This window comes from Streptomyces sp. NPDC058579 (assembly GCF_042718575.1).
Lineage (GTDB): Bacteria > Actinomycetota > Actinomycetes > Streptomycetales > Streptomycetaceae > Streptomyces.
Window position 1 is genome coordinate 25,623 of the sequence record NZ_JBHXPI010000001.1, and the last position, 12,327, is coordinate 37,949.

The following is a 12,327-nucleotide window of genomic DNA, read 5'->3' on the forward strand; positions in this document are numbered from 1 at the left end:
GAGCCACGGGAAGCACGGGAAGCGATGTCTGTCACGGTAGATGGGGACAAGTCACGATTGGTTCCGGTTCGGGTGCGCCGGATTCTGCGCGGACCACGCCCCGAGAAGGTGCCCTCTCTCGTCGGAACGGCCTGCACCCTCATCGGCCTGATCGACATCGCGGCGGGCGTCTTCCCCCGCTTCCGGGCCAGCCGGATGCACGCCCTCGCCGAGGTCCTGCCCGGCACGCTCGGACCGCTCTCCGCGGCCCTCTCGCTCAGCGTCGGCGTCCTCCTCCTGCTCCTCGCCCACGGCCTCAAGCGCCACAAGCGCCGCGCCTGGCGGGCCGCCGTCGTCCTGCTGCCGCTCGGCGCCGTCGCCCAGTTCGTGTGGCGCCACTCCGTCCTCGGCGCCCTGCTCTCCCTCGCGCTGCTGGCCCTGCTCGTACGCCACCGGGATCAGTTCGCCGCCCTGCCCGACCCCCGCAGCCGCTGGAAGGCGCTGGCCAACTTCGTCCTCATGGGCGCCGGCTCGATCCTCCTCGGCCTGGTCATCGTCAGCGCCCACCCGCGCGTCGTCGTCGGCAACCCCAGCCTCACCGACCGCCTCGAACACGTCCTCTACGGACTCTTCGGCTTCGAAGGCCCCGTCGGCTACGGCCGCGGCGTCGACTGGACCGTCGGCTACTCGCTGGGCGCCCTCGGCATGCTCACCGCCCTCACCACCATCTACCTCGCCTTCCGCCCCGAGCACCCCGCCGCCCGGCTCACCGAGGACGACGAGACCCGGCTGCGCGCCCTGCTCGCCAAGCACGGCAGCCGCGACTCCCTCGGCCACTTCGCGCTCCGCCGCGACAAGGGCGTCGTCTTCTCCCCCAGCGGCAAGGCCGCCGTCTGCTACCGCGTCGTCTCCGGCGTCATGCTCGCCAGCGGCGACCCCATCGGCGACGTCGAGGCCTGGCCCGGCGCCATCGAACGCTTCATGGACGAGGCCAAGGCCCACTCCTGGACCCCCGCCGTCATGGGCTGCTCCGAGACCGGCGGTGAGGTGTGGACCCGCGAGACCGGCCTCGACGCCCTCGAACTCGGCGACGAGGCGGTGGTGGACGTCGCGGATTTCTCCCTCTCCGGGCGCGCCATGCGTAACGTGCGCCAAATGGTCAAGCGGATCGAGCGCAACGGCTACACCACCAAGGTGCGGCGCGTCCGCGACCTCAGCGACGGCGAACTCGCCCGCGTCCGCCGCGCCGCCGCCGACTGGCGCGGCACCGACACCGAGCGCGGCTTCTCCATGGCCCTCGGCCGCATCGGCGACCCCGGCGACGGCGACGCCGTCATAGCCACCGCCCACAAGACCGACGAGGACGGCACCACCACCCCCTACGGCGACCTGAAGGCGATCATCCACTTCGTCCCGTGGGGCCCCGACGGCATGTCCCTGGAACTCATGCGCCGCGATCGCTCCGCCGACCCCGGCATGAACGAGCTGCTCATCGTCGCCGCCCTCCAGGAATCCCCCCGCCTCGGCATCGAACGCGTCTCCCTCAACTTCGCCATGTTCCGCGCCGCCCTCGCCCGCGGCGAGAAGATCGGCGCGGGACCGGTCCTCCGGCTCTGGCGCGGACTGCTCGTCTTCCTCTCCCGCTGGTTCCAGATCGAGTCCCTGTACAAGTTCAACGCCAAGTTCCGGCCCCGCTGGGAACCCCGCTTCGTCGTCTACCGCAAGAGCCGCGACCTGCCCCGCATCGGCTTCGCCGCCATGCAGGCCGAAGGCTTCGTCAACCTCCAGCTGCCCCGCCCCTTCGCCCGCCGCAGGGCCGCCGCCGAACCCCGCCCCTGCGCCCACATCGTCGCCCCGCAGGCCGACCGCGAGGTCCGCGCGGCATGACGACGGCATGAGCCGCCGGGCCCGCGCGCACGGGCCCGTAGGGTCCGCACGGCCGAGCGGGCCCTACGCTGGGCATATGAGTACGTCGATCGGCCGGGGCACGGCCTTGGGCCTGCCGGAGTGGGACCGCTGCGCGGTCATGGGCGTCGTCAACGTCACCCCCGACTCCTTCTCCGACGGCGGCCGCTGGTTCGATACCACCGCCGCCGTCAAACACGGACTCCACCTGGCCGCCGAGGGCGCCGACCTCGTCGACGTCGGCGGCGAGTCCACCCGCCCGGGCGCCAGCCGCGTCGACGAGGACGAGGAACTCCGCCGCGTCGTCCCCGTCGTCCGCGGCCTCGCCGCCGAAGGCGTCACCGTCTCCGTCGACACCATGCGCGCCTCCGTCGCCCACGCCGCCGTCCAGGCGGGCGCCGCACTTGTCAACGACGTCAGCGGCGGCCTCGCCGACCCCGCGATGGTCCCCGCCGTCGCCGCCGCCGAAGTCCCCTTCGTCGTCATGCACTGGCGCGGCTTCAGCCAGGACATGAACAGCCTCGCCGTCTACGAGGACGTCGTCACCGACGTTGTCACCGAACTGCGCCGGCGCATGGACGCCGTCGTCGAAGGCGGCATCGCCCCCGAACGGATCGTCATCGACCCCGGCCTCGGCTTCGCCAAGCTCGCCCCCCACGACCTCGCACTCGTCGCCCACCTCCCCGAACTGCGCGCCCTCGGCAGGCCCCTGCTCGTCGCCGCCTCCCGCAAACGGTTCCTCGGCCACGTCCTCACCGCCCACAAGGGCGCCAGCCCGCCGCCCGCCCGCGAACGCGACGCCGCCACCGCCGCCGTCTCCGCCATCGCCGCCCACGAGGGCGCCTGGGCCGTCCGCGTCCACGAAGTCAGGGCCACCGCCGACGCCGTACGCGTCGCCAGGGCCGTCGAAGGAGCCCGGTGACCCACCAGACCGACACCACGGCGGTCGAAGCCGCGAACACCGCCTTCTACGAGGCGATGGAACTCGGCGACTTCGAAGCGGTCTCCGCCCTCTGGCTCGACGACGGCGCCACCCCCATCAGCTGCGTCCACCCCGGCTGGCCCGTGCTCTCCGGACGCGGCGAAGTCCTCCGCTCGTACGCGCTGATCATGGCGAACACCGAGTACATCCAGTTCTTCCTCACCGACGTCAAGATCTCCCTCGGCGGCGACGTCGCCGTCGTCACCTGCACCGAGAACATCCTCAGCGGCGGACCCGCCGAGGACGGCGCCGAGCTCGGCCCCCTCGTCGGGCAGCTCGTGGTCGCCACCAATGTGTTCCGGCACACATTCGACGGCTGGAAGATCTGGTCCCACCACGGCTCCCCCGTCCTCACCGAATCGGACGACGAAGAGGACGACGAGCCGGGCGCCTGACGGGATCCGGGGGCCGATCGGGTGAGCCCGGGGGTTGGAATCCGGCCCCCTGGGTAGGGGCCGCACCCAGTCCCCTGTGGCCACCGCCCGAACCCCCATGGGCAAGCGCTGTCGGTGCCCGCAGGTAGATTCGATGCTGGACACCCGGCCGTCCGCACCCGGCTGCGTGGCCTCAAGAACTACGACAGCAGGAGTGATTCGCGTGGATCGTGTCGCGCTGCGCGGCCTCAAGGCCCGAGGACACCACGGCGTCTTCCCCAAGGAACGCGAGGAAGGCCAGACCTTCATCGTCGACCTCGTCCTCGGCCTGGACACCCGCCCCGCGGCCGCCGACGACGACCTGACGAAGACCGTCCACTACGGCGTCGTCGCCGAGGAAGTCGTCGACGTCGTCCAGGGCGAGCCCGTGGACCTCATCGAGACCCTCGCCGAACGGATCGCCCAGCAGTGCCTCAAGCACGCCGGCGTCCAGGAGGTCGAGGTCGTCGTCCACAAGCCGGACGCGCCCATCACGGTCCCCTTCGACGACGTGACCATCACCATCACCCGGAGCCGAGTATGAAAGCCACGCACAGCGACCCGACCGTGCAGCCCGTACCGGCCTCCGTCGTCGAGGCCGTCGACGCCGCCGACGTGACCCTGTCCAACCCCAAGTGGGCCGTCATCGCCCTCGGCGCCAACCTCGGCAACCGCCTGGAGACCCTCCAGGGCGCCGTCGACGCCCTGGAAGACACCCCGGGCCTCCGGGTCAAGGCCGTCTCCCCCGTGTACGAGACGGAGCCCTGGGGCGTCGAGCCCGGCTCCCAGCCCTCGTACCTCAACGCCGTCGCCCTCGTGAAGACGACCCTGCCGCCCAGCTCCCTCCTGGAGCGCGCGCACGCCGTCGAGGAGGCCTTCCACCGGGTCCGCGAGGAGCGCTGGGGCGCCCGCACCATCGACGTCGACATCGTGGCCTACGCCGACGTGGTCTCCGACGACCCCGTCCTCACCCTGCCCCACCCCCGCGCCCACCAACGCGCCTTCGTCCTCGCCCCCTGGCACGACGTCGACCCCGAAGCCCAGCTCCCGGGACACGGCACCGTCGCCCACCTCCTCACCACCGTCGAGCACGACGGAATCGTGCCGCGCACCGACCTGGAACTCCGTCTGCCCGAGTAGTCGTTAGGCTCGTGGAAGACCCCCCGCGAGACGACACGAAGGACACCCGGTGAAACAACTGCGGCTCAAGGTTCTGGCCGGACTGTTCATCGCGGCCGGAATCCTGTCCTGGGGCGCCGCGCGCCTCTGGGACGCGGTCGGCACCCTGCCGAGCGTGCCGCTCGCGGCGCCGATCGTCCTCGCGTCGATCGCGGCCGTCCTGACCGCCACGGCCCTCTCCATCCGCGCCCGCCTGAAGGCCCAGCGCGAGCGCCGCCCCGGCGCGAAGGGCGTCGAGCCGCTGATGGCGGCCCGCGCCGTGGTCTTCGGCCAGGCGAGCGCGCTCGTCGCCGCCCTGGTCGCCGGTATGTACGGCGGCACGGGCGTCTTCCTCCTGGGCTCCCTGGACATCCCGTCCCGCCGCGACCAGGCGATCTACGCCGGCTTCTCGGTCCTGGCCGGCTTCGCCGTCATCGCCGCCGCCCTCTTCCTGGAACGCGTCTGCAAGCTCCCGGAAGACGACAACGACTCGAACGGCAAGGGCGCGGCGCCGGTCTCCTGACGCCGTCGACGGACGGCGCTATCGCGCCATGATCAGGCTCATGGCCTCATTGCGGGTCGCGGGGTCGCGGAGCTGGCCGCGCACAGCCGAGGTGATGGTCTTCGCGCCCGGCTTGCGGATGCCGCGCATCGACATGCACATGTGCTCGCACTCGAAGACGACGATGACGCCGCGCGGCTCCAGGATCTCCATGAGCGAGTCGGCGACCTGCGTGGTCAGCCGCTCCTGCACCTGCGGGCGGCGGGCGTAGACGTCGACCAGCCGGGCCAGCTTGGACAGACCGGTGATCTTGCCGGACGTCGAGGGGATGTAGCCGACGTGCGCCACGCCCCTGAACGGGACGAGGTGGTGCTCACATGTCGAGTACACCTCGATGTCCTTCACGAGCACCATCTCGTCGTGCCCGAGGTCGAACGTGGTGGTCAGCACGTCCTCCGGCTGCTGCCGCAGGCCCGCGAATATCTCCTGGTACGCCCGCGCCACCCGCGCCGGCGTCTCCCTCAGGCCCTCGCGGTCCGGGTCCTCGCCGACCGCGATGAGGAGCTCTCGTACGGCGTTCTCGGCGCGCTTCTCGTCGAAGTCGCCGATCGTGCCCTCGCCGTCCAGTGTCACCGGGTCGGTCATGTGTGCCTCGTTCCGTCTGCCTCATGGCGCGAAATGTGCCGCGCCCCCACAGGCTAAAACCTGTGGGGGCGCGGCTTCCATTCCGGGTGGGCGGAGGTCAGGCCTCCGGGGCCTCCTCGGGGGCGACCTCGATCGCCTTGGTGGTGTCCACCGGTGCGCTGCCGTTTGCGCCGTTCGTCAGGGCCAGCTCCTTGGGGGAGAGGACCGGCGGACGGGTGGACGGCGTGCGGCGGGACGAGCCCGTCCAGGCCGGGCGGGCCGGGCGCTTGACGATCGGGGTGAAGATCTCGGCGATCTCCTCCTTGCCCAGCGTCTCCCTCTCCAGGAGCTGCAGGACCAGGTTGTCGAGGACGTCACGGTTCTCGACGAGGATCTCCCACGCCTCGTTGTGCGCGGTCTCGATGAGCTTCTTGACCTCTTCGTCGACCAGCGCGGCGACCTCTTCCGAGTAATCGCGCTGGTGCCCCATCTCACGGCCCAGGAACGGCTCGGTGTTGTCGCCACCGAACTTGATCGCGCCGAGCCGCTCGGTCATGCCGTACTGCGTGACCATCGCGCGAGCGGTGGTCGTGGCCTTCTCGATGTCGTTCGCCGCGCCCGTGGTCGGGTCGTGGAAGACGAGCTCCTCCGCCGCACGCCCGCCCAGCATGTACGCCAGCTGGTCGAGCATCTCGTTGCGGGTGGTGGAGTACTTGTCCTCTTCCGGGAGCACCATCGTGTAGCCCAGGGCACGGCCGCGGGACAGGATCGTGATCTTGTGGACCGGGTCGGAGTTCGGCGAGGCCGCCGCGACCAGGGCGTGGCCGCCCTCGTGGTACGCGGTGATCTTCTTCTCCTTGTCCGACATGATCCGGGTCCGCTTCTGCGGGCCCGCGACCACGCGGTCGATCGCCTCGTCCAGCGCGTGGTTGTCGATCAGCTTCTTGTCCGAGCGGGCGGTGAGGAGCGCCGCTTCGTTCAGGACGTTGGAGAGATCGGCACCCGTGAAGCCGGGCGTGCGGCGGGCGACTGCGCCCAGGTCGACGTCCGGGGCGACCGGCTTGCCCTTCTGGTGGACCTTGAGGATCTCCAGACGGCCCTGCATGTCCGGGCGGTCGACCGCGATCTGGCGGTCGAAGCGGCCGGGGCGCAGGAGGGCCGGGTCGAGGATGTCGGGGCGGTTCGTGGCGGCGATCAGGATGACGCCGCCCTTCACGTCGAAGCCGTCCATCTCGACGAGCAGCTGGTTGAGGGTCTGCTCGCGCTCGTCGTGTCCGCCGCCGAGGCCGGCACCGCGGTGTCGGCCGACGGCGTCGATCTCGTCGACGAAGACGATCGCCGGGGCGTTCGCCTTGGCCTGCTCGAAGAGGTCGCGGACTCGGGAGGCACCGACACCGACGAACATCTCGACGAAGTCGGAACCGGAGATCGAGTAGAACGGCACGCCGGCTTCGCCCGCGACGGCGCGGGCGAGGAGGGTCTTGCCGGTTCCGGGCGGGCCGTAGAGCAGCACACCCTTGGGGATCTTGGCGCCGACGGCCTGGAACTTCGCCGGCTCCTGGAGGAACTCCTTGATCTCGTGGAGCTCCTCGACGGCCTCGTCGGAGCCTGCCACGTCGGCGAAGGTGGTCTTCGGGGTGTCCTTGGTGATGAGCTTGGCCTTGGACTTCCCGAAGTTCATGACTCGGGAGCCGCCGCCCTGCATCTGGTTCATCAGGAACAGGAAGACGACCACGATGAGTACGAAGGGCAGCAGCGAGAGCAGCACCGACAGGAAGGGGCTCTGCCGCTCCGGGGAGACGGTGTAGCCCTTGTCGAGGTCGCCGGCGGCGGACTGCTCCTGGAGCGTGGTGGTCAGGTTGGCGCCCTGGTCACCGATGTAGCTGGCCTGGATCTTGGTGCTGCCGCCGTACTTGTTCTTGTCGGCGTCCTTCTTGAGTTCGACCTTGATGACCTGTTCGTCACCGGTCGTCAGCTTGACCTGATCGGCCTGCTTGTCATTGATCGCCTGGACGACCTTGCTGGTGTCCACCGTCTTGTAGCCCTCGGACGAGCCGACGACCTGCATCAGCACGACCACGGCGAGGACGGCCAGCACGATCCACATGACCGGCCCACGGAAGTATCGCTTCACGTCCATCCATACGGAGCGAGAACGCCCCGTCCCTCCTGCCCGTAGGTAAATGCTGCTGTGAGAGCTGCTATGAGAAAAAGCTGTTCTTCGGACGGTACCTCAGCCAGGTGACCCGTGACCGCCTTCCCTTGCTCCAACGGCGGGAGGGCGGTACGGGTTCCCCGTACGTCAGCCCCCGTAGACGTGGGGCGCGAGCGTGCCGACAAAGGGGAGGTTGCGGTACTTCTCGGCGTAGTCGAGGCCGTATCCGACGACGAACTCGTTGGGGATGTCGAAGCCGATCCACTTCACGTCGATCGCGACCTTCGCGGCGTCGGGCTTGCGCAGCAGGGTGCAGACCTCCAGGGTGGCCGGCTCGCGCGAGCCGAGGTTCGACAGCAGCCAGGACAGCGTCAGGCCGGAGTCGATGATGTCCTCGACGATCAGGACGTGCTTGCCCTTGATGTCGGTGTCGAGGTCCTTGAGGATGCGGACGACGCCGGAGGACTGGGTGCCGGCGCCGTAGGAGGAGACGGCCATCCAGTCCATGGTGACGGGGGTGGACAGCGCGCGCGCCAGGTCCGCCATCACCATCACGGCGCCCTTGAGGACGCCGACGAGGAGCAGGTCCTTGCCCGCGTACTCCGCGTCGATCTTCGCGGCCAGCTCGGCCAGCTTCGCGTCGATCTCTTCCTTGGTGATGAGCACCGACTGGAGGTCGGTGCCCATGTCCTTCTCGTTCACCCGGGTCACTTTCGTTGCAGCTTGCGTCAGCCTTGCCGAATGACCAGTCTGCCACCCTGCCGCCGTGCCTCGACGCGGCCGGGCAGATTGATGGCGCCTTGTCCGCGCCATCCGGTGATCAGCCGGTCGACCTCCTCGATGTGGCGGGCGAAGAGGGAACCGGCGGGCGCGCCTTCGGCGATCATGGCGCGGCGCAGGATGCGGCGGCGGACGGCGGGCGGGAGTCCGAAGAGTTTGGCGCATTCGAGTCGGCCGGACTCGTCTCGTACGGCGTTTTCGGCGTCGGCGGCCCAGGAGTCCAGGGCGTCGGCGTCGTCGCGGGAGAGCTGGGCCGTACGGGCGAGGGCTTCGACCACGCCTTTGCCGAGGGCCTTCTCGAGGGCGGGGAGGCCTTCGTGGCGGAGGCGTGAGCGGGTGTAGGCCGGGTCCGCGTTGTGGGGGTCGTCCCAGACGGCGAGTTCTTGGGCGACGCAGGCCTTGCGGACGGTCTGCCGGTCGAGCTCCAGGAAGGGGCGGCGGTAGCGGCCGGCGGCGCCGGAGACGGCGGCCATGCCGGACAGGGAGCGGATGCCGGAGCCGCGGGCGAGACCGAGGAGGACGGTTTCGGCCTGGTCGTCGCGGGTGTGGCCGAGCAGGACGGCGGTGGCGCCGTGCCGTTCGGCGGCCTGGTCGAGGGCGGCGTAGCGCGCGTCGCGGGCGGCGGCTTCGGGGCCGCCTTCTCTGCCGACGGTGACGGCGACGGTTTCGACGGGGTCGAGTCCGAGCGCGGCCATGCGTGCGGCGACCTCGGCGGCGCGCTGGGCGGAGCCGTCCTGGAGGCCGTGGTCGACGGTGATGCCGCCGGCGCGGACCGCGAGCTTGCGGGCTTCGAAGGCGAGTGCGGAGGCGAGTGCCATGGAATCGGCGCCTCCGGAGCAGGCTACGAGCACAAGGGGGCGCGTGTCGGCTGCTGCGGGTGTCGCGGCGGGGTCGGTGTGGTGCTCGGTGAGGACGTCGTGGAGTACGCGGCGGACCGCCAGGCGTATCGCCGCGACCGCAGGATGGGGACCCATGTCCGGTGCCCTTCGTGAAGGAGTGGGGTGCCTCGGTCGGAGTCTTAACGGTCGGAAGAGGGGGTTCGGTCACTCAGAGTGCGTCGATGGTGACAGAACATGGCCGTTACCCGAGCATTGCACGCCTCACCCTCCGTCTACGGTCCCTCGGATGGGTGATTGGGAGTGTGTTCTTCCGTCGTACGTCGCACCCGTCTCAGGAGTCTGTCTTACGGTGCACCCTCGCCACCCAGTCGGCGGGTTTGGCGATCTCCGCCTTGGTGGGGAGCGTGTTGGGGGAGGTCCAGACGCGGTTGAAGCCGTCCATGCCGACCTCGTCGACGACGGCACGGACGAAGCGTTCGCCGTCGCGGTACTGGCGCAGTTTGGCGTCGAGGCCGAGGAGCTTGCGCAGGGCGAGGTCGAGGCGGGAGGCGCCGCGGGCGCGGCGCTGCTGGAACTTCTCGCGGATCTCGGCGACGGAGGGGACGACCTGGGGGCCGACGCCGTCCATGACGTAGTCGGCGTGGCCTTCGAGGAGGGACATGACGGCGGTCAGGCGGCCGAGGATCTCGCGCTGTTCGGGGGTCTGGACGATCTCGACGAGGGAGGGTGAGGGTTCGCCCTCCTCGCCTTCGGGGCGGCCGCCGGCCAGGGCCTGGGCGGCTTCGCGGAGGCGTTCGACGACGGTGGAGGGGTCGACTTCGGTGGCGCCGAGGAAGGACTGGATCTCGCCCTGGAGGTGGTCGCGGAGCCAGGGCACGGCGGTGAACTGGGTGCGGTGGGTCTCTTCGTGGAGGCAGACCCAGAGCCGGAAGTCGTGCGGGTCGACGGCGAGTTCACGTTCGACGTGGACGATGTTGGGGGCGACGAGCAGGAGGCGGCCGCCGCCGTTCTCACCGGTCGGGAGTGAGCGGGTGGCGGGGGCGAAGGTCTCGTACTGGCCGAGGATGCGGGAGGCGAGGAACGACAGGAGCATGCCGAGTTCGACGCCGGTGACCTTGCCGCCGACCGCGCCGAGCATGGTTCCGCCGGGGGTGTTCGAGCGGCGTTCCTGCATCTTGTCGAGGAGGGGGGAGAGCAGTTCGCGGAAGCCTGCGACGTTGGCCTTGATCCAGCCGGCGCGGTCCACGACGAGGACGGGGGTGTCCTGTGGTTCGTGGCCCTCGGGGATCATCCGGGTGAAGGCCCGTACGTGTTCCTCGGACGCCTTGGCGTGCCTGCGGAGTTCCGCGACGACCTCGCGGGCCTCTTCGCGGCTCACCTCGGGGCCCGGCTTCACCAGTCGGGTCGCGGTCGCGACCGCGAGATTCCAGTCGACCATCTCGGCTCCACCGATGCTCGTCATGCGTCAACCGTACGTTCTCGGGGCCCGATCAGGGCAGGTTCGGTGCGGGTCCGGCTCGGGGGGCGGGCCCTGATCCGCCGGTCAGCCCCCTAGAGCGGCCGAGAGCCGGTCCAGGGCGGGTTGTGCCAGGTACGGGGAGGGGGTCCGGCCGGCGAGGAAGGCGAAGGCGAGGAGGCGGCCGTCGGCGGTGACGACGGTTCCGGCGAGCGTGTTGACGCCCGTCAGGGTGCCGGTCTTGGCGCGGACGAGGCCGGCACCGCCGAGGGCGGGGCCGGTGTCGAAGCGGCCTTTGAGGGTGCCGCTGAAGCCGCCGACGGGCAGGCCGGTGAGGACGGGGCGCAGGGCGGGGCGGGCGGGGTCGGCCGCGCGGGTGAGCAGGCCGGTGAGGAGTGCCGCGGAGAGCCGGTCGTCGCGGGAGAGGCCGCTGCCGTCGGCGAAGCGGGCGCCGGCGGTGGGCAGGCCGAGGGCGGCGAGTTCGGCCCGGACGGCCTTGCCGGCGCCGGTGAAGCTCGCGGGCTGCTTGCGGGCGAGGGCGGTCTGGCGGGCGAGGGCCTCGGCGAGGTCGTTGTCGCTGTTGGTGAGGGTGCGCTCGACGAGGGCGGAGAGCGGGGCGGATTCGGTACGGGCCAGGGGGCCGCTCGCGGCGCCTTCGGCGGGCTTGGGGGCGCGGCCGGGGGCCGGGGCGCCCTGGACCTTCGTACCGGCCTCGGTGAGGAGGTCGGCGAAGGCGGTGGCCGTGTCTCCGGCGGGGTCGGCGGTGCGGGGGGCGGGGCCGCTGTCGGAGCCGTCCAGGCGGCCTTCGTCGAGCATGAGGGCGCTGACGGGGGCGATGTTCTCGTTGGGGCCGATGGGGTGCCGGGCGGGGCCCTGGTAGCGGCTCGTGTCGTAGGTGAGGCGTACGGCGGTGACGCCGCGGGCCTTCAGGGCGCGGGCGGTGTCGCCGGCGAGCGCCTTCAGGCGGGCGCGGTCGAGGGTGGGGTCGCCGCCGCCGACGAGGGTGAGCGTGCGGCCGTCCTGGGCGGCGACGACGGTCGTCGGGATGCGGTGGTCGGGCCCGAGGGCGGAGAGGGCGGCGACCGAGGTGGCGATCTTGATGGTGGAGGCCGGCGTCATGGCGGTGGTGGCGCCCTCGCCGTACAGCTGCTTGCCGGTGGTGGCGTCGACGACCGAGGCGGTGCGCAGTGGCCCGAGGCCGGGGTCGGCGAGGAGCGGGACGAGGACGGCGGCGAGGTCACCCGGGTGGGCGGTCCCGGCAGCGCCGAGCGCGCGCAGCACTCCGGGGGCGCTCGGGGCGGGGGCGGGGCGGCGCGGGGCGGCGGGGGGCGCGTGATGTGCGCCACCTGTCGGGGTCGCGGCGGCCGCCCGGGCGCGCTCGGCCTTACGCTGACCGTTGTCCCACGGTCCGGCGGCGGTCACCGCTCCGGCGGCCAGGGCCAGACCGAGTACGGCAGAGCACGCCGTGAGCTGCCAGGTCCTCGGCTCCGGCATTGCTGACCAGCCCCTTTCGCGATCACACACAGGCGTGAGG

12 protein-coding genes are annotated in these 12,327 nt (G+C 71.2%); 6 read left to right on the forward strand and 6 right to left on the reverse strand.

Features of this window, described 5'->3' with window-relative positions:
- Positions 1-24 precede the first annotated feature (24 nt).
- From ACFWRO_RS00135 to ACFWRO_RS00160, 6 genes are all read left to right on the forward strand, one after another.
- Positions 25-1,866, forward strand: coding sequence for a phosphatidylglycerol lysyltransferase domain-containing protein (locus tag ACFWRO_RS00135; protein WP_384502824.1), 1,842 nt, complete (start codon positions 25-27; stop codon positions 1,864-1,866).
- 76 nt (positions 1,867-1,942) lie between these two features.
- Complete coding sequence (gene folP / locus ACFWRO_RS00140) at positions 1,943-2,806, forward strand: dihydropteroate synthase (protein ID WP_384502826.1); 864 nt, start codon at positions 1,943-1,945, stop codon at positions 2,804-2,806.
- Entirely contained in the window at positions 2,803-3,261 is a 459-nt protein-coding gene (locus ACFWRO_RS00145; protein WP_384502828.1) for a nuclear transport factor 2 family protein, read from the forward strand. The genes folP and ACFWRO_RS00145 overlap by 4 nt, the downstream gene beginning before the upstream one ends.
- Before the next feature lie 202 nt (positions 3,262-3,463).
- The gene (folB, locus tag ACFWRO_RS00150; RefSeq protein ID WP_158988273.1) at positions 3,464-3,823 is read left to right on the forward strand and encodes a dihydroneopterin aldolase; all 360 of its coding nucleotides are present in this window, start codon (positions 3,464-3,466) and stop codon (positions 3,821-3,823) included.
- Complete coding sequence (gene folK, locus ACFWRO_RS00155; protein WP_384502830.1) at positions 3,820-4,419, forward strand: 2-amino-4-hydroxy-6-hydroxymethyldihydropteridine diphosphokinase; 600 nt, start codon at positions 3,820-3,822, stop codon at positions 4,417-4,419. The genes folB and folK overlap by 4 nt, the downstream gene beginning before the upstream one ends.
- Positions 4,420-4,468: 49 nt before the next feature.
- Positions 4,469-4,960 carry a DUF3180 domain-containing protein gene (locus ACFWRO_RS00160; RefSeq protein WP_384502832.1) on the forward strand — a complete coding sequence of 164 codons (492 nt, stop codon included), beginning with the start codon at positions 4,469-4,471 and terminating at the stop codon, positions 4,958-4,960.
- 18 nt (positions 4,961-4,978) lie between these two features.
- Here ACFWRO_RS00160 and folE read toward each other — a convergent pair whose 3' ends face one another.
- The 6 genes from folE to dacB all read right to left on the reverse strand — a co-directional run bounded on the left by folE (position 4,979) and on the right by dacB (position 12,287).
- Positions 4,979-5,584 carry a GTP cyclohydrolase I FolE gene (gene folE / locus ACFWRO_RS00165; protein WP_384502834.1) on the reverse strand — a complete coding sequence of 202 codons (606 nt, stop codon included), beginning with the start codon at positions 5,582-5,584 and terminating at the stop codon, positions 4,979-4,981.
- Positions 5,585-5,681: 97 nt separating this feature from the next.
- Entirely contained in the window at positions 5,682-7,703 is a 2,022-nt protein-coding gene (gene ftsH / locus ACFWRO_RS00170) for an ATP-dependent zinc metalloprotease FtsH (protein WP_384502836.1), read from the reverse strand.
- A 162-nt stretch (positions 7,704-7,865) separates the two neighbouring features.
- On the reverse strand, positions 7,866-8,405 hold the full coding sequence (gene hpt, locus ACFWRO_RS00175) for a hypoxanthine phosphoribosyltransferase (protein ID WP_384503689.1): 540 nt from the start codon (positions 8,403-8,405) through the stop codon (positions 7,866-7,868).
- A gap of 41 nt (positions 8,406-8,446) precedes the next feature.
- Positions 8,447-9,472: a tRNA lysidine(34) synthetase TilS gene (gene tilS, locus ACFWRO_RS00180; RefSeq protein WP_384502838.1), complete on the reverse strand. Its 1,026-nt coding sequence runs from the start codon at positions 9,470-9,472 to the stop codon at positions 8,447-8,449.
- Positions 9,473-9,668: 196 nt separating this feature from the next.
- Positions 9,669-10,799 (reverse strand): zinc-dependent metalloprotease, encoded by a 1,131-nt coding sequence (locus ACFWRO_RS00185; protein WP_384502840.1) that lies wholly within the window; start codon positions 10,797-10,799, stop codon positions 9,669-9,671.
- Positions 10,800-10,880: 81 nt separating this feature from the next.
- Positions 10,881-12,287 carry a D-alanyl-D-alanine carboxypeptidase/D-alanyl-D-alanine-endopeptidase gene (dacB, locus tag ACFWRO_RS00190; RefSeq protein WP_384502842.1) on the reverse strand — a complete coding sequence of 469 codons (1,407 nt, stop codon included), beginning with the start codon at positions 12,285-12,287 and terminating at the stop codon, positions 10,881-10,883.
- Positions 12,288-12,327 lie beyond the last annotated feature (40 nt).

Coding starts and splice junctions, on each gene's coding strand:
- ftsH (WP_384502836.1), bottom strand. CDS start 7,703: ATGGACGTGAAGCGATACTTCCGTGGGCCGGTCATGTGGATCGTGCTG.
- ACFWRO_RS00135 (WP_384502824.1), top strand. CDS start 25: ATGTCTGTCACGGTAGATGGGGACAAGTCACGATTGGTTCCGGTTCGG.
- hpt (WP_384503689.1), bottom strand. CDS start 8,405: ATGGGCACCGACCTCCAGTCGGTGCTCATCACCAAGGAAGAGATCGAC.
- ACFWRO_RS00185 (WP_384502840.1), bottom strand. CDS start 10,799: ATGACGAGCATCGGTGGAGCCGAGATGGTCGACTGGAATCTCGCGGTC.
- folE (WP_384502834.1), bottom strand. CDS start 5,584: ATGACCGACCCGGTGACACTGGACGGCGAGGGCACGATCGGCGACTTC.
- dacB (WP_384502842.1), bottom strand. CDS start 12,287: ATGCCGGAGCCGAGGACCTGGCAGCTCACGGCGTGCTCTGCCGTACTC.
- folK (WP_384502830.1), top strand. CDS start 3,820: ATGAAAGCCACGCACAGCGACCCGACCGTGCAGCCCGTACCGGCCTCC.
- folP (WP_384502826.1), top strand. CDS start 1,943: ATGAGTACGTCGATCGGCCGGGGCACGGCCTTGGGCCTGCCGGAGTGG.
- tilS (WP_384502838.1), bottom strand. CDS start 9,472: ATGGGTCCCCATCCTGCGGTCGCGGCGATACGCCTGGCGGTCCGCCGC.